Consider the following 21,234-nt stretch of genomic DNA (forward strand, 5'->3'; position numbering starts at 1 on the left):
CTGAAAAGGCGTCGGCTCGCGCGCTGGGTCGTTACGCTTCGCCCGCCAGTTCGGGCGCGGCGCCTTGCGATGCCGACGCTTCCGTTTTCGTGTCCTGCGCGCCGGCGCTGCGAACGCTGCCCACCCAGACCAAGGCAAGCGACGCCAGCGCGACCGATACCCATCCGTTCAAGCCGTAGCCCACGATATGCCCGGCCGTGTCGGTCGACAGCATCAGCCCGCCCAGCCACGCCCCGCAGCCCGTGCCTAGCGACTGCACCGCGCCGTTGGCGCTGAGGAACGCGCCGCGGTGCGGTGCGTCGGGCACGGTGGAGAGGATCGCTTGCATGGGCACGATGCGTCCGGACGAAATGATCATGAAGAGCGCGAAGCCCGGGATCATGATCCAGAACGGTACATTGGGCAGGTGCGTGACGACGAGCACCGGCCCTAGCGCGAGCACCCCGAACAGGCGAAACACCAGACGGTGCCCGATGCGGTCGGCCAGTCTGCCGATCGCACGCGACGTGAACAACGTCGCCGCCCCGCCCGCCATATAGAGCCATGAAATTTGATCGGGCCGGACGCTGTGATTGGCCACGAGCATCGGCGAGATGAACGGGATCACGAGCATATGCGCGAGCATGATCGAAAACGTCAGCGCGAAGGCTCGGAGGTGGCGCAGGGAGGTCAATAGATCGACGAGCGCGGGCAGCGTTTGCGCGAGCGACGGAGCGCGCGCGGCCCGGTGTTCGGCGAGTGCGGGCACGATGCGCGAAGTGGCGAGCGCAATCATGGCCGTGAGCGCCGCAAGCAGCCAAAACGGTGCGGACCAATGGAAATACGCGCCGAGCAGCACGCCGGCCGGCACGCCGGCGATGGCCGCCATCGAGAAGCCGGTCATGATGATGCCGGTGGCGGTGCCGCGTCGCGCGACGGGCACGACATCCGCGACGATCGCCATGACGCTCGCGCCGAGCACGCCGCCCGTGATGCCAGCGAACGCGCGGCTTGCGAGCAACAGCGGATAGCTCGTGGCGCAGGCGCACAGGACGTTGGACAGGGCGAACGACAGATACGCCGCGAGCAGCAGCTTGCGCCGATCGAACCGATCGATGTAGGTGGCCGCGAGCAGCGCCGACAGCCCCGAACACCACGAATAGGCCGAGACCGCTGCCGCGAACTTCGACGGCGAGATCTGAAACGCGCCCATGATCTGCGGGCCGAGCGGCATCATCACCATGAAATCCATGATGAGCGTGAACTGCACTAGCGCGAGCAGCCAGATCAGCCGCCGCTCGCGCGCTAGGGTCATTGCATACATAGTTATTCGAATCCTTATTGCAGCAGTAGACGTACCCGTGTGAGTAGCGCAAGCATGGCAAGGAAGCGGCAACCGATGCAGACGCCGCCCGCTTGCAACATGCGCGTGGCGGCGCGTGCGAGCCGCAACCGCTTACACGGTCTCGCTTTGCGGCGCGGGGCCCGCGGTCGGCTTGCTTTCGATCTCGGCGGCGGCGCGCAACAAAATTTCGGCGATGCGCTGCTGTTCCGTCTCGTCCGCATCGATGCGCCGCAACAGCGCGAGCTTGAGCGCATAGCGCGCTCGATGCAGCTTGGGATGCCAGCCGCGTGCATCTTGGCCCAATGCGCCGCCCTCGTCGTCGTCTTGCGCCGCATAGGCTCGCCGCATCGATTCCATCCTATGGGCAACGTAGCTGAGCTTGGCGAGCATCATGTCGACCTGGTCCCGATTGGCGGCAAGATGGGCCCGGCCTGCTTCCGCAATCTCGTAGCGTTTGCGATTGCCTTCTTGCTGCACCGTGACGAAGCCGAGTTCTTCGAGGTAAGTCAGCGCAGGATAGACCATCCCGGGGCTAGGCGCATAAAAGCCGTTGGATCGCGTTTCGAGCGCTTTGATGAGCTCATAACCATGACGCGGCGCTTCTTCGATCAGCGCGAGCAACATCAATTGCAAGTCTTCGCCGCTGAATTTCCGTCCCCGCGTGAAGTTGTCGTCGTCGCCGAAGCCGCGGTCGCCACGGCCGCCCCAAAGCGGCGCGCCGCCGCCGTGCCGGTGCCGGTGACGTCCGATCGCATGCCAAAGCTCGTGCAGGAACGACCCTTCGCCGTGGCGCCCGCGCCGGTGGCGCTCATGACGGTGAACGAAGTCATGGTGATTGGCGTCGTGGCCGTGATGGCCGTACCAATGGCCATAGTCTGGACCCGCCTCGCGGGAGTACGAATGCGAATGCGCGTGAGGATGACCCTGGCCATGATCGTGGTCCCGGCCGAGCGCGGAGAAATCGTGATCGCGATGGAATTCATGAAAACGGTGACGCATGACTGCCTCCTCGATGGGAGTGAACGTGTATCTTAAGATATATATCGAAAGATACAATGTCAAGCATTGCGACGCTCCTGTTTCGGGACCGGAGAGGGAGAGCGGGAATGGCCGTTGCGAGCGTAGGCGGACGGCATGACGTTCATCACCATCAACGAGGGGGTCTCATGTTTGTGCACAACAAGCGGTTGCAATACACGGTTCGCGTCGGCAGCACCGATCCGGGCTTGGCGAACCTGCTGCTCGAGCAATTCGGCGGGCCGCAAGGCGAGTTGGCTGCGGCGATGCGCTATTTCACGCAGGCGATTACCGAAGAGGACCCGGGCCGCAAGGACATGCTGTTCGACATCGCCACCGAGGAACTCAGTCATTTGGAGATCATCGGGTCGATCGTGGCGATGCTGAACCGGGGTGCGAAGGGTGAATTGGCGGAGGCTGTGGACGCCCAGGCCGAGCTTTACCGGAAGCTGAACGGCGCGGGCAACGATAGCCACGTGACGCAGGTGCTCTATGGCGCGGGCGCGCCGCTGACGAACTCGGCGGGCGTGCCGTGGAGCGCCGCTTACATCGATACGATCGGCGAACCGACGGCCGACTTGCGTTCGAACATTGCTGCGGAGGCGCGCGCGAAGATCATTTACGAGCGGCTCATCAACGTATCGGACGACCCTGGCGTGCGGGAGGCATTGGGCTTTTTGATGACGCGCGAGGTGTCGCACCAAAAGTCGTTCGAGAAGGCGCTATACGCGATCACGGCGAACTTCCCGCCGGGCAAGCTCGCCCCGACGCCCGAATACGCGGATGCCTATTTCAAGATGTCTCACGGTGCGCCGCCGGAGCGGGGACCCTGGAACGAAGGGCGCGGTTTGAAGCTCGTGGAGGACCCGCCGATTCCGGTCGACGGCGGCGACGGATCGGCCACGGTGCAGCTGACTGAGAAAGAGCGGGCCACGTTGGACGAGATGAAGCGGCGCTTCAAATCGGAGCGCATGCACGACCCAGAGACGGGGGCCGAGCTCGGGCAAACGCAACCCGGGGCGGATGGGCTGGTGGAGTAAATCGCGCTAGCGCCGGCGGCAGCCGCGAATGCAGCGGGTTGCTCTGTGGGCCTGTGCCTTTAGACCCGCACCGACCGCGCCGCGAGACCTGTTGGAACGGCAAATGAAAAAGGCCCTCGGCTAACGCCAGAGGGCCTTTGTTCTTCGGGTTCTACGTACCCATGAATCTGGTGGGTAGTACTGGGATCGAACCAGTGACCCCTGCCGTGTGAAGGCAGTGCTCTACCGCTGAGCTAACCACCCGAAGAGCCTCGAATTATGTCAGACGCCCGGCGGTTCGTAAAGCAATTTTTATGCAGCTTGCGCGGTCGAGGCGTCCGCCGCCGTTTCCGACGTGGGCTCGCGTCGCCACACGCTCGTGCCTTTAATGGCTTTGTCCAGATCGTTCAGCACCGCTTCATGCGCCTGAAGCTCGCTTGCGTCGGCAGCGAGCACGGGCAGCGCGAGCCCTTCGAGCGATACCGCCTTGCGTGCCGATGCCTGCGTGCTTTGCGCCTGTGCCTCTCCAAGCATGTCGATGACGAGGCTTTCCTGCCCGCGGGTCATCGCCAGATACACCTCGGCGAGCAATTCGGAGTCGAGCAGCGCGCCATGCAGCGTTCGATGCGCGTTGCTGATGCCGAAGCGGTCGCACAATGCGTCGAGCGAATTGCGCTTGCCGGGGAACATGGCCTTCGCCTGCACCAGCGTGTCGATCACGCTCGCATAGTGTTCGCTGAACGGGGGCAGACGCAGCTGCGCGAATTCGGCTTCTAAGAAACCCAGATCGAACGGCGCGTTGTGAATGATCAACTCGGCGCCGCGCATGAAGTCGCGCAGTTCATCGACGATTTCGGCGAACTTGGGCTTGTCGCTCAAGAATTCCGTCGTCAGTCCGTGTACGGCCAGCGCGCCGGGATCGCTATCGCGTTCGGGGTTGATGTAAAAGTGCAGGTTGTTGCCCGTGAGCCGTCGGTTCACGAGCTCGACGCCGCCGATTTCGATGATGCGGTCGCCGGTTCGTGCGTTAAGACCTGTGGTTTCGGTATCGAGAACGATTTGACGCATGGAGTTCTGTCTCGTGTATGAGCGATGCAAACGGTACGGCTAGCGTTCGCCATCGGGCCGCGCCGAAGGCGAACGCCGCAATTCGTCTTTCAGCTTTCGGCCAGCGCGCTGACGCCGCGGTTCGCGAGCGCGTCGGCGCGCTCGTTTTCGGGGTGGCCCGCATGACCCTTCACCCAGCGCCATTCGATCTGATGCAGGGCCGCGAGTTCGTCCAAGCGCCGCCATAAATCGGCGTTTTTGACGGGCGTCTTTGCGGCCGTCATCCAATTCTTTTTCTTCCAGCCGTGGATCCACTCGCTGATGCCTTTTTGCACGTACTGCGAGTCCGTGTGAACGATCGCGGTGCAAGGGCGCTTGAGCGCCTCGAGCGCGGCGATGACCGCCATGAGTTCCATGCGGTTGTTGGTCGTATTCGCCTCGCCGCCGAACAGCTCTTTTTCCTGGGCGCCGTAGCGAAGCAGCGCGCCCCATCCGCCGGGGCCTGGATTGCCCTTGCAGGCGCCGTCGGTAAAGATTTCGATGAACTCGGGCGTCACGTCATAGTCTCGGGTTAGGGGTTTGGTGCGTCGCGGCCGGCGCAAGACCCGGTGCGAGCACCGGCTTTTTCGCCTTGATCTGGCCAACGAGCCGCATGCCGCGCACGCGCTTGACCGCCGTCACCATGTAAGCCGCGCCGAAGATCGGCCACCAGCGATCGCCGGCCGCTTCCATGAAAGCGAAGCGCTCGAGCCAGTTTTCGCGGGCGAGGGGCGGACGATAGCAGCCGAAGCGCCCGCGTTCAAGCTCGAAGCCGAGCAACTTGATCCAGTCCTTGATTCGCGTGAAGGCGATGAGGTCATGCGCCGCGGGCACGAACGGACGCCCCGTCATCTTGCCGAAGGCCTGACGAGCGCCCCACAAACTCAGCGAATTGAAGCCGAGGATCACGAGTTGCCCTTCGGGCACCAGCACGCGCTCGGCCTCGCGCAACAGACGATGAGGGTCGCGCGTGAACTCGAGCGTGTGCGGCATCACGAGCAGATCGACGCTCTGGGCTTCGAACGGCAGGTCGAGCAAGTCGCACCAAAGCGTGGAGCGGCCTGCCGGCGTGTGCCGCGGTGCGAGCCCGGCCGGAGCCGGGGGCAGGGGCGAAGCCGGCTGCCGCGAGGATGGCGGGTAGGTATACGGCGCGCTCGCGCCGCTGGCGGCGTCGAGCACCAGCGCGCGGCAAGGCATGCGGTTCTCGCGCAGCGCATCGAGCTGCGGCAGCCCCAATTGCAAGGCGTGGTAGCCGAATACGTCGGACACGACGCCGTCGAGCTGGGCCTGTTCCCAATCCAGCACGTAGCGGCCGGCCGGCGATTCGGTCCAAGTGGGCCAGTCTATAATCGTTCGATCAGACATCGTGATGAGTGCGTCGCCTATGAATACGCTCGAATACGTGCCGGTGCCGGCGTTTGCGGACAACTACATCTGGCTCGTATCGGACGGGCGCGATGCGGTCGCCGTCGACCCGGGTGAAGCGGCCCCCGTCAGGGCGCAACTCGCCGAGCGGGGCTGGCGGCTGAGCGCTATTTTACTCACGCACCACCATGCCGACCACGTCGGCGGGGTGGCCGACCTCATAGGCGATACCCCTATACCCGTCTACGGCCCCGCCGCCGAAGGGATTGCCGTCGTGACCCACCCTTTAGCCGGCGGCGACCGCGTCGTTCTGTCCTCGCCGCATCTCGAGTTGGAGGTGATCGAGGTGCCGGGTCATACGCGCGGCCACATCGCTTATTTCCAGGCGGGGCAGGGGCAGCCCGGCGCAACGCCGCACGTGTTCTGCGGCGACACCTTGTTCGCGTGCGGCTGCGGGCGCTTGTTCGAAGGCACGCCCGCGCAGATGCTCGCCTCGCTCGATGCGCTGGCGGCCCTCCCGGGCGAGACGCAGGTGCACTGCGCCCACGAATATACGCTGTCCAATATCCGTTTCGCGCTCGCCTGCGATCCCGGCAACGAACGGTTGCGGGCGTGGAGCGATCGAGCTCAGGCGCTGCGCGCGCGCAGCGTCCCCACGCTGCCCACGACGATCGCACACGAACGCGCGGTCAATCCGTTCCTGCGCACGGACGATCCTGCAGTGCAACGGGCGCTGGCCGAGCAGTTGCATGAACCGGCGGCCGATCGCTTGACCGCCTTCGCATTGATGCGCGAATGGAAAAACCGCTTTCGTTAGACGGCACGAGGCGCGGCATCGGGTCATTTATTTTGTCCGAAGTGTTTTTTATTTAGATGGGAGACTCATGCTGGTTCGTCGCTGAGGCGATCTCGCTCGGGAACAGGCCAAACGACGTCCTTTCGAGCGAAAAAACGCGGCCAGCCGGTGTTTTCGTGAGGCTATGCGGGCTAGAACGGGGCTTTGCCCTGCGTTGCAGGCGGCGCAATTTTCGCCTGAAAGATGGAGAAAACGCGGCAAGTCTTGGATTTGACAGGTTTTTTCCCCCTTATTCCAGTTGACGCGGGCCGTTCGCTTTCGTACTATCGCCTGCAATTTCCAGCTTTGGAAGCAGAGACGTTCATGCGATTCATCTTCAGCGCGCTACTGGTTCTCATGCTTGCCGCATGTGCAAGTCAGGGACCGATGGCCCCCACTTCCGACGCTTCCAAGCCGAACGCCGTCAACGATACCGTCCGCATCACCGCCGCCAAGCAGACCATCGACGTCGACAAAAGCTCGGTCGACCAACTCACCAGCGCCGACACCGATCTTTGGGCGCGTATCCGCCGCGGTTTCCAAATTCCCGATCTGAACAACGATCTCGTCGGCATGCAGGCCAATTGGTATGCGCAGCGGCCCGATTACGTTCAGCGCATGACCGAGCGCTCGGAAAAGTACCTGTATTACATCGTCGAAGAACTCGAAGCGCGGCACATGCCGACCGAGCTCGCACTGCTGCCTTTCATCGAGTCGGCCTACAATCCGCAGGCGCTTTCCGTCGCGAAAGCCGCGGGCATGTGGCAATTCGTTCCCGGCACCGGGCGCACGTACAACCTCAAGCAGAACATGTGGCAGGACGAGCGCCGCGACGTGCTCGCTTCGACGGGCGCCGCACTCGACTACCTATCGCGCTTGCACGATATGTTCGGCGATTGGTATCTCGCGCTCGCCGCCTACAACTGGGGCGAGGGCAACGTGCAGCGCGCTATCGCGCGCAATCAGGCGGCGGGCTTGCCGACCGATTACGAGAGCCTGCGCATGCCGAACGAGACGCGCAATTACGTGCCGAAGCTGCAGGCCGTCAAGAACATCGTCGCGAACCCGCAAACGTTCGGGTTGACGCTGCCGTCGATCCCCAATCACCCGTACTTCGTGACGGTCACGACTTCGCACGATATCGACGTCGACGTCGCCGCGAAGCTCGCGAACATGACGACGGACGAATTCCGCGCGCTCAACCCATCGTTCAAGAAACCGGTGATTCTCGGCGCCACGCAACCGCAGATCCTGCTGCCCTTCGATAACGCGAGTGCGTTCGAGCGCAGCTTGAAAGGCTACGACGGTCAATTGTCGTCATGGACCACCTATACGGTGACCGAACGCACGCGGCCGCAGGCGCTCGCCGAGAAAATCGGCGTGGATGCGCAAACGCTGATGGCGGTCAACAAGATTCCCGCGGGCATGCGTCTGAAGCCCGGTTCGACACTGGTCGTCCCGCGCGGCGACGATGACGACGAGGACATCAGCGCCGACGTGGCCGAAAGCGCCGTATTGGCGATGGAACCCGATGTGCCCGACACGCGCAAGATGTTGATCCGCGTGCGCCGCAAGCAGACCATGGCGGCGCTCGCCGGGCGCTACGGCGTTTCGATCGGGCAACTGAATGCATGGAACAAGACGCACCGTACCGTTGCGATGCCGGGGCAGGTGATCGTCCTGCACGTTCCGGTCGGTCGGGCCGTCCCAGCCGAGCCCGGTCCGCAACGAATCGCAACGACGATTCCCGAAGGCGCCCGCGCACAAAAGATCGACGCGAGCTCGACCGACGTAGCGCCGAAGTCGCGCGCCGATAAGCGCGGCAAACGCCATGGCCGTACGGCCGTGGTCAAGGCTGCCGCTACCGCCCACGAAGGGAAGCCGGCCAAGGCAACCGCCGGATCGTCGAAGCCGGCCGTCAAGACGGCCAAGGTCGCGGCTAGCCGCGAAAAGCTCGCGGCCGGGACGCGCAGCACCAAGCAGAACTAAGCGGCTTGTCGCGAGGTGAGCTGTGCGCTGCGGGGGCAGCGCGCGGTTGACGCTCCGATTCACCTCTCGTCGTTCCGAACGCCGTCACCGAGTGACGGCGTTTTTGTTCGCGCGCACGATGCAACGCGGCTCGCTGCTCGATCGCGGGTGAGGCGTGGTGCGCCATAGGGGTTGCCGGGCGGGGGTGCCGCCGCGCCGGCCCGCGCTCGGGCCCGCACCCGGATTTGCGGCATTGACCGGTGGGTGTAGCATCGTAGCCGTCGGCTTGGCGTGCCGGCCCGCGGATGCACGGCGCGGGGCGGAATCACTTCGGATTGAAGGGAAGGGTCATTTCAAGCTATAATTTGAAAGTTTGCACTATCCAACCCGCACCCTAGCGCCTACCTCACTCATCCCGTTCATCCGCCGCGCGCAGTCGTTGCGAGCCGTGCCGCCGAGTCTTCTTTCCGTTTGCGGAATTGGCCTCGAGCACCGACCGTCCTACGCTGCCGCCGCGAGCTTGCGCCGCGCCGCCGCCAATCGCTCGTCGATTGCGTGTGCGAGGAACGCCGCGACAGTTCGCATGGCCGGATAAACAGGTCGGCGCGCGGTGTTCCTGAAGGAGCTTCCCGTGTTGCCGTCTTTCCCTCCCGCTCTGCTCGCACTCGCCGACGGCACGATCTTTCGCGGCTATGCCATCGGCGCGGCCGGGCATACCATCGGCGAAGTCGTGTTCAATACCGCGATCACCGGTTACCAAGAGATCCTGACCGATCCGAGCTACGCCCGCCAGATCGTCACGCTGACTTACCCGCACATCGGCAACGTCGGCGTGAATGCCGAAGACGTCGAATCGACGAAGGTCCATGCCGCCGGCTTGATCGTGCGCGACTTGCCCGCGCGCGCTTCGAACTTCCGCATGGAGCGCACGCTGGGGCAATATCTCCAGGCAGAGGGCATCGTTGCGATCGCCGGTATCGATACGCGCCGCTTGACGTGCATCTTGCGCGATAAGGGCGCGCAAAACGGCTGCATTCTCGCGGGGAGCACGGACGAGGCGAAGGCCGTCGAGCTCGCGCGCTCGTTCCCCGGCTTGGCCGGTATGGACTTGGCGAAAGTCGTCAGCACCGCCAAGCCTTACGAGTGGACGCAAACGGAGTGGCGCCTGGGTTCGGGCTTCGGTTCGCAGCGCGCGCCCAAGTATCGCGTCGTCGCTTTCGATTACGGCGTGAAATACAACATTCTGCGCATGCTGGCCGAACGCGGCTGCCACGTCATGGTGCTGCCCGCGCAAGCGAGCGCGGCCGACGCGCTGGCGCTCAATCCCGATGGCGTGTTCCTCTCGAACGGTCCGGGCGACCCCGAACCGTGCGATTACGCGATCGCGGCCACCAAGGAATTCATCGAGCGCGGCGTTCCGACCTTCGGCATCTGTCTCGGCCAGCAAATCATGGGGCTTGCCGTCGGCGGCAAGACGGTCAAGATGAAGACGGGCCACCATGGCGCGAACCATCCGGTCAAGGATCTGGCCGACGGTCGCGTCGTGATCACGTCGCAGAACCACGGCTTCGCGGTCGATGCGGCCACGTTGCCCGCGAATGCGCGCGTCACGCACATCTCGCTGTTCGACGGCACGTTGCAAGGCTTCGAGTTGACCGACAAGCCGGCCTTCTGCTTCCAGGGCCATCCCGAAGCGTCGCCGGGGCCGCACGACATCGGTTACCTGTTCGACCGCTTCACGGCGTTGATGGACGCCAAGCGCGGCAGCGCCGCCGCTTGAATCCGCGTCGCGGCGCGCACGGTCGCGCCGCCGCCCATCGAATACATCGGAAAGACGAAAAGACATTAGCGAGAGCGTTATGCCCAAGCGGACAGACATCAAGAGCATTCTCATCATCGGCGCGGGGCCGATCATCATCGGCCAGGCGTGCGAGTTCGACTACTCGGGCGCGCAGGCTTGCAAGGCGCTGCGCGAAGAGGGCTACAAGGTCATCCTCGTGAACAGCAATCCGGCGACGATCATGACGGACCCGAACACGGCCGACGTCACCTACATCGAGCCGATCACGTGGGAAGTCGTGGAGCGCATCATCGAGAAGGAGCGCCCCGACGCCATCTTACCGACCATGGGTGGGCAAACGGCGCTGAACTGCGCGCTCGATCTGCATCATCACGGGGTGCTGGCCAAGTACGGCGTCGAGCTGATCGGCGCCTCGCCCGAGGCGATCGACAAGGCCGAGGATCGCCAAAAGTTCAAAGACGCGATGACCAAGATCGGGCTCGGCTCGGCAAAATCCGGCACCGCGCATTCGATGGAAGAGGCGCTCAAGGTTCATGCGGAGATCACGGCGCTCACGGGCGGCCCGGGCTATCCCGTCGTGATCCGTCCGTCGTTCACGCTCGGCGGCTCGGGCGGCGGCATCGCGTACAACCGTCAGGAATTCGAGGAAATCTGCCGCCGCGGGCTCGATCTGTCGCCCACGCGCGAGTTGCTCATCGAAGAGTCGCTGCTCGGCTGGAAGGAATACGAGATGGAAGTCGTGCGCGATCGCGCCGACAACTGCATCATCGTTTGCTCGATCGAAAACTTGGACCCGATGGGCATCCATACGGGCGATTCGATCACGGTCGCTCCGGCGCAAACGCTGACCGACAAAGAATACCAACTGCTGCGTAACGCCTCGCTCGCCGTATTGCGCGAGATCGGCGTCGATACGGGCGGCTCGAACGTGCAGTTCGCGATCAATCCGAAGGACGGCCGCGTCATCGTCATCGAGATGAATCCGCGCGTCTCGCGTTCGTCGGCGCTGGCGTCCAAGGCGACGGGCTTCCCGATCGCGAAGGTGGCGGCCAAGCTCGCCGTCGGCTATACGCTCGACGAACTCAAGAACGAGATCACGGGCGGCCAGACGCCGGCGTCGTTCGAGCCGACGATCGACTACGTCGTGACGAAAATCCCGCGCTTCGCATTCGAGAAGTTCCGCGAAGCCGATTCGCGCCTGACGACGCAGATGAAGTCGGTAGGCGAAGTGATGGCCATCGGCCGCACGTTTCAGGAGTCGTTCCAAAAGGCGCTGCGCGGCCTCGAAGTGGGCGTGGATGGCCTCGACGAAAAGACGACCGATCGCGACGAAGTCGTGCGCGAGATCGGCGATCCCGGCCCCGAGCGCATCTGGTACGTCGGCGATGCGTTCCGTCTTGGCATGACGCTTCAGGAAGTGTTCGAGGAAACGGCGATCGATCCGTGGTTCCTCGCGCAAATCGAAGAGATCGTGAACAACGAGAAGGCGCTGGCGGGACGCTCGCTCGAGAGCCTGTCGAAGGACGAATTGCTGTATCTGAAGCGCAGCGGTTTTTCCGATCGGCGCTTGGCCAAGCTGCTGAAGGCGAATGCCGCCGACGTGCGCCGCCGCCGTATCGAACTGAACGTGCGCCCGGTCTATAAGCGCGTCGATACCTGCGCTGCCGAATTCGCCACGAAGACGGCGTACATGTATTCGACCTACGAGGAAGAATGCGAGGCGCAGCCTACGTCGAACAAGAAGATCATGGTGCTCGGCGGCGGTCCGAACCGGATCGGGCAGGGCATCGAGTTCGACTATTGCTGTGTGCATGCGGCGCTCGCCATGCGCGAAGACGGCTATGAGACGATCATGGTCAACTGCAACCCCGAAACGGTGTCGACCGACTACGACACTTCCGATCGGCTCTACTTCGAGCCGCTGACGCTCGAAGACGTGCTCGAAATCGTCGACAAGGAAAAACCGCTCGGCGTGATCGTGCAGTACGGCGGGCAGACGCCTTTGAAGCTTGCGCTCGATCTAGAGGCGAACGGTGTGCCGATCATCGGTACGTCGCCCGACATGATCGACGCAGCCGAGGACCGCGAGCGCTTCCAGAAGCTCTTGCAAGAACTCGGCTTGCGTCAGCCGCCGAATCGCACGGCGCGCGCCGAGGGCGAAGCGCTCGCGCTGGCCGACGAAATCGGCTACCCGCTCGTCGTGCGCCCCTCGTACGTTCTGGGCGGCCGCGCAATGGAAATCGTGCACGAGCCGCGCGATCTCGAGCGTTATATGCGCGAGGCCGTGAAGGTGTCGAACGATTCGCCGGTGTTGCTCGATCGCTTCCTGAACGATGCGATCGAGTGCGATGTCGATTGCATCTCCGACGGCTCCGCGGTGTTCATCGGCGGGGTGATGGAGCACATCGAGCAAGCGGGCGTCCATTCGGGCGATTCCGCCTGTTCGTTGCCGCCGTATTCCCTGTCGAAGGCGACGGTGGCCGAGCTCAAGCGCCAGACCGCGGCCATGGCCAAGGCGCTCAATGTCGTCGGCCTCATGAACGTGCAATTTGCCATTCAGCAGGTGCGCGACGCGAGCGGCAAGGTGGACGACATCATCTACGTGCTCGAAGTGAACCCGCGCGCATCGCGCACGGTTCCCTATGTATCGAAGGCGACCGGCTTGCCGCTCGCCAAGATCGCCGCACGCGCGATGGTGGGGCAGACGCTCGCGCATCAAAAGGTGACCAAGGAAGTCGAGCCGCCGTACTTCAGCGTCAAGGAAGCCGTGTTCCCGTTCGTCAAGTTTCCGGCCGTCGATCCGGTGCTCGGGCCCGAGATGCGCTCGACGGGCGAGGTGATGGGCGTCGGTCAGACTTTCGGCGAAGCGCTGTTCAAATCTCAGCTCGCAGCGGGCTCGCGTCTGCCCGAATCGGGCACGGTGCTGCTGACGGTGATGGACGCCGACAAGCAAAAGGCTGTGGAAGTGGCGGCGATGTTGCACGAGCTCGGCTATCCGCTCGTCGCGACGAAGGGCACGGCGGCTGCGATCGCGGCCGCCGGCGTGCCGGTCAAGGTCGTCAATAAAGTGAAGGACGGCCGCCCGCACATCGTCGACATGATCAAGAACGGCGAGATCGCGCTCGTGTTCACGACCGTGGACGAAACGCGCGCCGCGATCGCCGATTCGCGCTCGATTCGCATGAGCGCGCAGGCGAACAAAGTCACCTACTACACGACGATGTCGGGCGCGCGCGCCGCCGTCGAAGGGCTGCGTTACCTGAAGAACTTGGAAGTCTATGATTTACAAGGACTACACGCTCGCCTAAACTAACCCTTCGATTGTTCGATTCCTCTATCGAAGCTGGGGTCGCATCACACCCCACATGCCGCGGTTAAGCGGCGTCCCGCCGAGGTTGTCCTATCCGGTGGGATGCACTTAACCGCGGTGCTTTTTTGAATGCCGTATTTTTGTTTACTGATCTGTCTATGAGCACGATTCCCTTGACGAGGCGGGGCGCCGATCAACTTCGAGACGAGCTGCAGCGTTTGAAATCGATCGAGCGGCCATCCGTCATCAATTCGATTGCAGAAGCGCGCGCGCAGGGCGATTTGTCCGAAAACGCCGAATATGACGCCGCGAAGGAAAAGCAAGGCTTCATCGAAGGACGCATCGCCGAAATCGAATCGAAACTCGCCGCTGCGCAAGTGATCGATCCCGCCGCGCTCGATGCCGAAGGCCGCGTCGTGTTTGCCGCGACGGTGGATCTCGAAGATCTCGATTCGGGCGATAAGGTCACCTATCAAATCGTCGGCGACGACGAAGCCGATATCGATCACGGTCTCATCTCGGTGAGCTCGCCGATCGCACGCGCCCTCATCGGCAAATTCGAAGGCGACGTGGCTGCCGTGCAAGCTCCGAGCGGCGTGCGCGAATACGAAATCATCTCCGTTCGTTACGTCTGAACGCAGGCGCTCGTCTCTCGTGTCCTCCGCTCCCCATCGCGTGTTTCGGCTGCTGGTCCTTATTTGGGTTGGCAGCGCGTTGACGATCGGCTACGTCGTCGCGCCTACGCTCTTTGTAATGCTCGGGCGTGCGACGGCAGGCGACGTCGCCGCGCGGCTCTTTCGGATCGAAGCGTTCGTGGGCGTCACGTGCGGCGTATTGTCGCTGGCGCTCGGCAACGTCCTGGTGCGTCGCGGCGCGCTCGGCTATCGCCGCGTGCGCTGGCTCGTGGCCGGTATGCTGTTGTGCGTGTTGATCGGGTATTTCGGCCTGCAGCCGTTCATGGACGCGCTGCGCACCGCCGCGCGCGAAACGGGCTTCGATATCGAGCACTCACGTTACGCGGCGCGGTTCGGCCTGCTGCATGGCATTGCGAGCGTGTTTTATCTGATCGAAACCTTGCTCGGCGTGGCATTGGTGTGGATGTTGCCGGCGGGGCTGCCCGAAGGCGAGGTGCAGCCCGGTAGGCTCACGGCTCATTCGGGATGAACCGTCGGCGCCGCCAGCGGCCTGCGCCGCGGTGTGCGACACTCGTTACGCTCACTTCACGCTCTGATGCTGGCGCTTCGCGCTCGTTTGGCGCTTTTTCGCGCGCTTGACGGTTCCGCCGGCCGTGACGCGCTCGTTGCCGCGCACGAGCACCTTCTCAGGCTTGGGTTTGCGCACGGTGTTCGATTGCGACACTTTCACCACTTTGACGATGCGCGGCGCGGCGCCTCGTTTGCGCGTGTCGTCCGCTGCTTCGCGCGCGGTAGGCAGGGCGGTGGTTTTGGCTCGGCCCCTGCCCGCGCCCGTGACTCTGGCGCGGCCCTCGGGCGTGGCGTTGGCGCGGCCCGCGACGGCGTCCTTCGTGCGGTTTGCCGCGCGTGGCGCCGTTTTGGCCGCCGGCGCGCGCTGCGGCTTCCAAACGACGAGCAGCTTGCCGATATGCTGGATGGGCGCAGCGCTCAACGTATCGCAAATTTGATCGTAGATTGCGACGCGCGCGTCCCGTTCGTCGCCGAACACCCGGATCTTGATGAGCTCGTGCGCGTCGAGGTGAACTTTGATTTCGTCGAGCACGGCGGGGGTCAGCCCTTCGGCTCCGATCAGCACGACCGGTTTCAGCGCATGGGCTTGGGAGCGCAAATCGGCGCGTTGGGCGGGAGAGACTTTGAGGGCAGGCATAGGGCGATGAACGACTCGACTAAAATAGGGACGGCCGCGCATAGGATGCGTGGACGATCCGGCTGGCCGAACCGAGGGCTGGCGGGACCGGACGGCGCGCCGGCAAAACGCGTATTATCCGCTAAAAGAGCGGTTTGACGCAGTAATAGATCACCTTTCGATGGCAAAAAACCGCTTCAATCAATCGTGGCTGCACGATCACATCAATGACCCTTACGTAAAGCTCGCCCAGCGCGAAGGGTATCGCGCGCGGGCCGCGTACAAGCTCAAGGAAATCGACGAACAGGACAAGCTCATCCGTCCGGGGCACGTCATCGTCGATCTCGGCTCGGCGCCCGGCAGTTGGAGCCAGTACGCGCGCAACAAGCTCGCGCAAGGCGCGCGCACCGGCGGCGGCATCGACGGCACGATCATCGCGCTCGACATTCTTCCGATGGAACCCATCGCCGACGTGCAATTCATCCAGGGCGACTTCCGGGAAGAGAGTGTGCTCGCCCAGTTGGAAGAAGTCGTGGGCGAGCGCCGGGTGGACCTTGTAATTTCGGATATGGCGCCCAATCTGTCTGGCGTGGCCGTCGCCGACGCTGCGCGGATCGAACATATTTGCGATCTCGCACTCGAATTTTCGCAGGCGCATTTGAAGCCGGAGGGCGCGTTGCTGGTGAAATGCTTTCACGGCAGCGGCTACAGCCAGATCGTGGAGAAGTTCAAGCGCCAGTTCAAAACGGTCGCCGCGCGCAAGCCCAAAGCGTCGCGCGATAAATCGGCTGAAACGTTCATTTTGGGCAAGATGCTCAAGCGACCCGGGTAATCGCTCCGGGAACGCGGCGCAAATCCCTCGCCGCGGGTGGCGAAAGCCCCGTCGGCATGCCGAAAAACGCTATTTTCGCGGTAGCGAAACGTTATGGCAGGGGCTAGCCGACTGGATTAGAATGCTTTGGTGGCGCCGCAAGGTAAATGTAGGCGCCCGTCTATGAGGAAGGAGTGGGCTTTGAACAACAATATGTTTTCGAAGGCAGCAGTGTGGCTGGTCATCGCACTGGTGCTGTTTACGGTGTTCAAGCAGTTCGACAAGCCCCGCGTCCAGGAAGGCGTCTCGTACTCACAGTTCATGGACGACGCCAAGGCCGGCAAGGTCAAGAGCGTCATCGTCCAGGGACGTAATCTGACGGTCACTCCCGCAGACGGTCAAAAGTATCAGATCGTGTCGCCGGGCGACATTTGGATGGTCGGCGATCTGATGAAGTACGGCGTTCAAGTGAGCGGCAAGGCTGACGAGGAACCCAATGCGCTCGTCTCCGCGCTCTACTATCTGGGGCCGACGATCCTGATCATCGGGTTCTGGTTCTACATGATGAGGCAGATGCAGGGAGGCGGCAAAGGCGGCGCCTTCTCGTTCGGCAAATCGCGCGCGCGGCTCATCGACGAGAACAACAACGCGATCAATTTCACCGATGTCGCCGGCTGCGACGAAGCGAAGGAGGAAGTCTCCGAACTCGTCGATTTCCTGCGCGATCCGCAAAAGTTTCAAAAGCTCGGCGGCCGCATTCCACGCGGGGTGTTGCTCGTCGGGCCGCCCGGCACCGGTAAGACGCTGCTCGCGCGCGCCATCGCCGGCGAGGCGAAAGTCCCGTTCTTCAGCATTTCGGGTTCCGATTTCGTGGAAATGTTCGTCGGCGTGGGCGCGGCGCGGGTGCGCGACATGTTCGAGCAGGCGAAGAAGCACGCGCCTTGCATCGTGTTCATCGACGAAATCGATGCGGTCGGTCGCCATCGCGGCGCCGGCATGGGCGGCGGCAACGACGAGCGCGAGCAAACGCTCAACCAGATGCTCGTCGAGATGGACGGGTTCGAGGCCAATTCCGGCGTCATCGTGATCGCGGCGACGAACCGCTCCGACGTGCTCGACAAAGCGTTGCTGCGTCCCGGCCGCTTCGACCGCCAAGTCTACGTGGGGCTGCCCGACATTCGCGGCCGCGAGCAAATCCTCAAGGTGCATCTGCGCAAGGTGCCGATTTCCAACGACGTCGATGCATCGGTTATCGCGCGCGGCACGCCGGGCTTTTCCGGTGCGGATCTGGCCAACCTCGTCAACGAAGCGGCGCTGTTTGCCGCGCGGCGCGGCAAACGTATCGTCGAAATGCAGGATTTCGAAGATGCGAAGGACAAGATTTTCATGGGGCCGGAGCGCAAGTCGGCCGTGATCCGCGAAGACGCAAAACGCGCCACGGCCTATCACGAGGCCGGTCACGCGGTAGTGGCCAAACTGTTGCCGAAGGCCGATCCGGTCCACAAGGTCACGATCATTCCGCGCGGTCGCGCCCTCGGTGTGACTTGGCAGTTGCCCGAACACGATAACGAGACGTATTCGAAGGAGTATCTGCTCGATCGGCTCGCCATTTTGTTCGGCGGTCGTGTGGCTGAGGAGTTGTTCTTGAGCCTCGTCAGCACCGGCGCCTCGGACGATTTCAACAAGGCAACGCAGACGGCGCGCGCAATGGTCGCTCGTTTCGGCATGACCGATGCGCTCGGCCCGATGGTGTATGTCGACGACGAGAACGATGCGTCGCCGTTCGGACGCGGCTTCACTCGCACGATTTCGGAAGCGACGCAGCAGAAGGTAGACGCTGAAATCCGCCGCTTGCTCGACGAGCAATACAACCTCGCGCGGCGCTTGCTCGACGAGAACCGCGACAAGGTCGAGGCCATGACGGCGGCGCTGATGGAGTGGGAGACGATCGACGCCGATCAAATCAACGACATCATGGCCGGCCGCCCCCCGCGCTCGCCCAAGAACGCGCCGTCGACCGATGCTTCGTCGGGCGGCGGGACGCCGCCGGGCGCCGAAGTGCGGCCGGGCAGCGCGACCGCGCCGGCGTGACGCTAGGCGGCTAGAGACAACGGGTCGGTGCCGGACAGCACCGGCCCGTTTTTTAATGCCAAGATGTTTGCCGCACAGGTGCAGTCGTTTCGTCGCAGGTCGCACGCCCGGCATCCTCTGCGCACCGATGCGCCGCCGGGTGTTGTGGGTGGACGGGCGGGCGCGAATGCACGTGTCCCAGCATCGTCTTCGTTTCTTCTTCATTCGTTTTCGCCGTCTCGTGTCGATATCCCGCCATTGCCTTCCTCCGACGCCTGAGCCGCTCATCTGCGGGCGCTTTACGCTCACGTTCGAGCGGCCCCTTGTGATGGGCATTCTCAACGTCACGCCCGATTCCTTTTCCGATGGCGGGCGCTTCCTGCTTCGCGACGAAGCTCTGCGCCAAGCCGAGCGGATGTTGGCCGAAGGCGCCGACATGATCGATATCGGCGGCGAATCGACGCGGCCCGGCGCGCCGCCCGTGCCCCTAGAAGAGGAACTCGAGCGCGTCGTGCCGATCGTCGAGGCGCTCGTGGGAACGGGCGTGCCGTTGTCGATCGATACGTACAAGCCCGAGGTGATGCGCGCGGCGCTCGGCGCAGGCGCCGATCTCATCAACGACATTTGGGGCTTTCGCCGGCCCGGTGCGATCGATGCGGTGCGCGACACGAACTGCGGGCTGTGCGTCATGCATATGCTTGGAGAGCCGCAGACCATGCAGCGCGGTCAGATCGGTTATGCGGATGTCGTCGGCGAGGTGCGCGCGTTTCTAGCGGCGCGCGTCGATGCGCTGACCCAGGCGGGCATCGCACGCGGGCGGATCAGCGTCGATCCTGGCTTCGGCTTCGGTAAAGCTACGCGCGAGCACAATTACGCGTTGCTGGCGCGCTTGCCGGAGACGGCCCCGCAGCCTGACGCCGGTGCGGCGCCGTTCCCGATCCTCGCCGGCATGTCGCGCAAATCGATGCTCGGCGCGGTGACGGGACGCCAAACGCCGGCCGAGCGCGTCGCAGCGAGTATCGCCGCGGCGGTTTGCGCGGCGGAGCGCGGCGCGGCCATCGTGCGTGTGCACGATGTCGCCCAAACGGTCGACGCGCTCAAGGTCTGGGCCGCCGTTCGCGAAGCGGAACTCGCCGCGCGCCCACTGCCGGCTGACGACTGACAACGATATTTCATTTATTCAACCAATCATTCGAGAGCAGGGGATTCGACGATGGCACGGCGTTATTTCGGCACAGACGGCGTTCGGGGAAAAGTGGGCGAGGCGCCGATCACCCCCGATTTCGTGTTGCGGCTCGGCTATGCGGCCGGCAAGGTGCTCGCACAAGCGGACCGGTGGGCCAAGGCCGCGTCGCGGCCGACGGTGTTGATCGGCAAGGACACGCGCGTCTCGGGCTACATGCTCGAAGCGGCGCTCGAATCGGGCTTTTCGGCGGCCGGCGTCGACGTGATGCTGGCGGGGCCGATGCCCACGCCGGGCGTGGCTTATCTCACGCGGGCGTTGCGGCTGGCCGCGGGCGTCGTGATCAGCGCGTCGCACAATCCGTACTACGACAACGGCATCAAGTTTTTCAGCGCGGACGGCAACAAGCTGCCCGATGAAGTCGAGCTGCGCATCGAGGAGCAACTCGAGCAGCCGCTCGTCTGCGCTAGCTCCGAGCAGCTCGGCAAGGCGCGGCGGCTCGACGACGCGGCGGGCCGCTATATCGAATTTTGTAAAAGCACGTTTCCTGCGGCGTTCGATTTGCACGGGCTCAAGCTCGTCGTCGATTGCGCGCACGGCGCCGCTTACGACATCGCTCCGCATGTATTCCATGAGCTCGGCGCCGATGTCGTGCCGATCGGCGTGGCGCCCAACGGCTTCAACATCAACGATGGCGTAGGCGCGACGGCGCCCGATGCGCTGATTCGAGCGGTGCGGGCCAATCGCGCCGACCTAGGCATCGCGCTCGACGGCGACGCCGACCGTCTGCAGGTCGTCGACGCCGCGGGGCGGCTCTACAACGGCGACGAATTGCTCTACGTGCTCGTCAAGGACCGCATGGCCACCGAGGGCCGAGTGCCGGGCGCGGTCGGGACGCTGATGACGAATATGGCCATCGAAGTCGCCCTCGAGCGCGAAGGGGTGCCCTTCGTGCGCGCGGCCGTCGGCGATCGATACGTGCTCGAGCAACTGCACGAGCGCGGCTGGCAGCTCGGCGCAGAAGGCTCGGGGCATATTTTGTCGCTCGACCGCCATTCGACGGGGGATGGCATCGTCTCGGCGCTGCTCGTGCTGGCCGCGGTCAAACGCAGCGGGCGCACGCTCAGCGAACTGCTCGAAGGCGTCACGCTGTTCCCGCAGCAACTCATCAACGTTAGGATGCGCCCGGGCGCCGATTGGAAGCATAGCGACGCGATCCAGCAAGCCGTGGCGAGCGCCGAGCGTGCGCTCGATGGCAGCGGCCGCGTGCTGATCCGCGCCTCGGGCACCGAACCCGTGCTTCGCGTCATGGTCGAAGCAAGCCAGCGCGAGGCGGCCGTTCGTCACGCTCAAGACATCGCGCGCGCCGTCGAACAGGCGACCGCGTAACACCGCGAAATAATTGCCGCTCGACTCGGCTCGAGCGGCATTTTTCTCCTATGCTTTCACCGGGGCACAGCGTGCTTCGTCCCTATGTTTCGCTAATTTCTGCTATTTGTCGCTAAATGCAGAGTTTTCCTTTCACGCAGAAAGGTTATTGTCATGTGACTTTCATCGATCGTCACAGTACTGTCACAGTTTCGTCCTAATCTTCGCGGTGTCGAGATTCCACGACCACACCACT

At 63.6% G+C, this 21,234-nt stretch carries 17 protein-coding genes and 1 tRNA gene; 11 read left to right on the plus strand and 7 right to left on the minus strand.

Translation table 11 applies throughout. The annotated features are described in order from the left end of the window. Positions 1-31: 31 nt before the first annotated feature. Both QQS38_RS12945 and QQS38_RS12950 read right to left on the minus strand, forming a co-directional pair. Complete coding sequence (locus tag QQS38_RS12945; RefSeq protein WP_479645779.1) at positions 32-1,303, minus strand: MFS transporter; 1,272 nt, start codon at positions 1,301-1,303, stop codon at positions 32-34. Positions 1,304-1,435: 132 nt separating this feature from the next. Continuing rightward, positions 1,436-2,323, minus strand: coding sequence for a PadR family transcriptional regulator (locus tag QQS38_RS12950; RefSeq protein ID WP_479645780.1), 888 nt, complete (start codon positions 2,321-2,323; stop codon positions 1,436-1,438). A gap of 167 nt (positions 2,324-2,490) precedes the next feature. On the opposite strand from QQS38_RS12950, the gene QQS38_RS12955 reads away from it, so the two are divergent. Next, positions 2,491-3,381: a manganese catalase family protein gene (locus QQS38_RS12955; protein ID WP_479645781.1), complete on the plus strand. Its 891-nt coding sequence runs from the start codon at positions 2,491-2,493 to the stop codon at positions 3,379-3,381. Between the two features lie 168 nt (positions 3,382-3,549). Here QQS38_RS12955 and QQS38_RS12960 read toward each other — a convergent pair. The 4 genes from QQS38_RS12960 to QQS38_RS12975 all read right to left on the minus strand — a co-directional run bounded on the left by QQS38_RS12960 (position 3,550) and on the right by QQS38_RS12975 (position 5,811). After that, positions 3,550-3,624 (minus strand) — tRNA-Val (locus tag QQS38_RS12960). 48 nt (positions 3,625-3,672) lie between these two features. After that, positions 3,673-4,428: a DNA polymerase III subunit epsilon gene (dnaQ, locus tag QQS38_RS12965; RefSeq protein ID WP_479645782.1), complete on the minus strand. Its 756-nt coding sequence runs from the start codon at positions 4,426-4,428 to the stop codon at positions 3,673-3,675. An 89-nt stretch (positions 4,429-4,517) separates the two neighbouring features. Next, on the minus strand, positions 4,518-4,964 hold the full coding sequence (gene rnhA, locus QQS38_RS12970; protein ID WP_479645783.1) for a ribonuclease HI: 447 nt from the start codon (positions 4,962-4,964) through the stop codon (positions 4,518-4,520). A 1-nt stretch (position 4,965) separates the two neighbouring features. Continuing rightward, a complete protein-coding gene (locus QQS38_RS12975; protein WP_479645784.1) occupies positions 4,966-5,811 on the minus strand; it encodes a class I SAM-dependent methyltransferase in 846 nt (281 codons plus the stop codon). Positions 5,812-5,830: 19 nt separating this feature from the next. Between QQS38_RS12975 and gloB the strand changes: the two genes are divergently transcribed. The 6 genes from gloB to QQS38_RS13005 all read left to right on the plus strand — a co-directional run bounded on the left by gloB (position 5,831) and on the right by QQS38_RS13005 (position 14,889). Then, entirely contained in the window at positions 5,831-6,628 is a 798-nt protein-coding gene (gloB, locus tag QQS38_RS12980; protein ID WP_479645785.1) for a hydroxyacylglutathione hydrolase, read from the plus strand. A gap of 342 nt (positions 6,629-6,970) precedes the next feature. Continuing rightward, entirely contained in the window at positions 6,971-8,635 is a 1,665-nt protein-coding gene (locus QQS38_RS12985) for a transglycosylase SLT domain-containing protein (RefSeq protein ID WP_479645786.1), read from the plus strand. A 610-nt stretch (positions 8,636-9,245) separates the two neighbouring features. Further along, positions 9,246-10,394: a glutamine-hydrolyzing carbamoyl-phosphate synthase small subunit gene (carA, locus tag QQS38_RS12990; protein ID WP_479645787.1), complete on the plus strand. Its 1,149-nt coding sequence runs from the start codon at positions 9,246-9,248 to the stop codon at positions 10,392-10,394. Positions 10,395-10,473: 79 nt separating this feature from the next. Then, entirely contained in the window at positions 10,474-13,728 is a 3,255-nt protein-coding gene (gene carB / locus QQS38_RS12995) for a carbamoyl-phosphate synthase large subunit (RefSeq protein WP_479645788.1), read from the plus strand. A gap of 155 nt (positions 13,729-13,883) precedes the next feature. Further along, complete coding sequence (greA, locus tag QQS38_RS13000; RefSeq protein ID WP_325340158.1) at positions 13,884-14,360, plus strand: transcription elongation factor GreA; 477 nt, start codon at positions 13,884-13,886, stop codon at positions 14,358-14,360. Between the two features lie 19 nt (positions 14,361-14,379). Beyond that, positions 14,380-14,889 (plus strand): DUF4149 domain-containing protein, encoded by a 510-nt coding sequence (locus QQS38_RS13005; protein WP_479645789.1) that lies wholly within the window; start codon positions 14,380-14,382, stop codon positions 14,887-14,889. Positions 14,890-14,940: 51 nt separating this feature from the next. Here QQS38_RS13005 and QQS38_RS13010 read toward each other — a convergent pair whose 3' ends face one another. After that, complete coding sequence (locus tag QQS38_RS13010; protein WP_479645790.1) at positions 14,941-15,567, minus strand: YhbY family RNA-binding protein; 627 nt, start codon at positions 15,565-15,567, stop codon at positions 14,941-14,943. Between the two features lie 160 nt (positions 15,568-15,727). On the opposite strand from QQS38_RS13010, the gene QQS38_RS13015 reads away from it, so the two are divergent. The 4 genes from QQS38_RS13015 to glmM all read left to right on the plus strand — a co-directional run bounded on the left by QQS38_RS13015 (position 15,728) and on the right by glmM (position 20,999). Continuing rightward, positions 15,728-16,378: an RlmE family RNA methyltransferase gene (locus QQS38_RS13015; protein WP_479645791.1), complete on the plus strand. Its 651-nt coding sequence runs from the start codon at positions 15,728-15,730 to the stop codon at positions 16,376-16,378. Between the two features lie 180 nt (positions 16,379-16,558). Continuing rightward, complete coding sequence (gene ftsH / locus QQS38_RS13020) at positions 16,559-18,448, plus strand: ATP-dependent zinc metalloprotease FtsH (protein ID WP_479645792.1); 1,890 nt, start codon at positions 16,559-16,561, stop codon at positions 18,446-18,448. Positions 18,449-18,614: 166 nt separating this feature from the next. Further along, positions 18,615-19,589: a dihydropteroate synthase gene (folP, locus tag QQS38_RS13025; protein ID WP_479645793.1), complete on the plus strand. Its 975-nt coding sequence runs from the start codon at positions 18,615-18,617 to the stop codon at positions 19,587-19,589. Between the two features lie 51 nt (positions 19,590-19,640). Further along, positions 19,641-20,999: a phosphoglucosamine mutase gene (glmM, locus tag QQS38_RS13030; RefSeq protein ID WP_479645794.1), complete on the plus strand. Its 1,359-nt coding sequence runs from the start codon at positions 19,641-19,643 to the stop codon at positions 20,997-20,999. Positions 21,000-21,234: the final 235 nt, after the last annotated feature.

The organism is Trinickia sp. Z7, assembly GCF_056498045.1.

What these genes read in the sequence shown, in the direction of transcription:
- QQS38_RS12945 (WP_479645779.1), bottom strand. Translation starts at nt 1,303, where the DNA reads ATGTATGCAATGACCCTAGCGCGCGAGCGGCGGCTGATCTGGCTGCTC.
- QQS38_RS12950 (WP_479645780.1), bottom strand. Translation starts at nt 2,323, where the DNA reads ATGCGTCACCGTTTTCATGAATTCCATCGCGATCACGATTTCTCCGCG.
- QQS38_RS12955 (WP_479645781.1), top strand. Translation starts at nt 2,491, where the DNA reads ATGTTTGTGCACAACAAGCGGTTGCAATACACGGTTCGCGTCGGCAGC.
- dnaQ (WP_479645782.1), bottom strand. Translation starts at nt 4,428, where the DNA reads ATGCGTCAAATCGTTCTCGATACCGAAACCACAGGTCTTAACGCACGA.
- QQS38_RS12975 (WP_479645784.1), bottom strand. Translation starts at nt 5,811, where the DNA reads ATGTCTGATCGAACGATTATAGACTGGCCCACTTGGACCGAATCGCCG.
- gloB (WP_479645785.1), top strand. Translation starts at nt 5,831, where the DNA reads ATGAATACGCTCGAATACGTGCCGGTGCCGGCGTTTGCGGACAACTAC.
- QQS38_RS12985 (WP_479645786.1), top strand. Translation starts at nt 6,971, where the DNA reads ATGCGATTCATCTTCAGCGCGCTACTGGTTCTCATGCTTGCCGCATGT.
- carB (WP_479645788.1), top strand. Translation starts at nt 10,474, where the DNA reads ATGCCCAAGCGGACAGACATCAAGAGCATTCTCATCATCGGCGCGGGG.
- greA (WP_325340158.1), top strand. Translation starts at nt 13,884, where the DNA reads ATGAGCACGATTCCCTTGACGAGGCGGGGCGCCGATCAACTTCGAGAC.
- QQS38_RS13010 (WP_479645790.1), bottom strand. Translation starts at nt 15,567, where the DNA reads ATGCCTGCCCTCAAAGTCTCTCCCGCCCAACGCGCCGATTTGCGCTCC.
- QQS38_RS13015 (WP_479645791.1), top strand. Translation starts at nt 15,728, where the DNA reads ATGGCAAAAAACCGCTTCAATCAATCGTGGCTGCACGATCACATCAAT.
- folP (WP_479645793.1), top strand. Translation starts at nt 18,615, where the DNA reads ATGCACGTGTCCCAGCATCGTCTTCGTTTCTTCTTCATTCGTTTTCGC.
- glmM (WP_479645794.1), top strand. Translation starts at nt 19,641, where the DNA reads ATGGCACGGCGTTATTTCGGCACAGACGGCGTTCGGGGAAAAGTGGGC.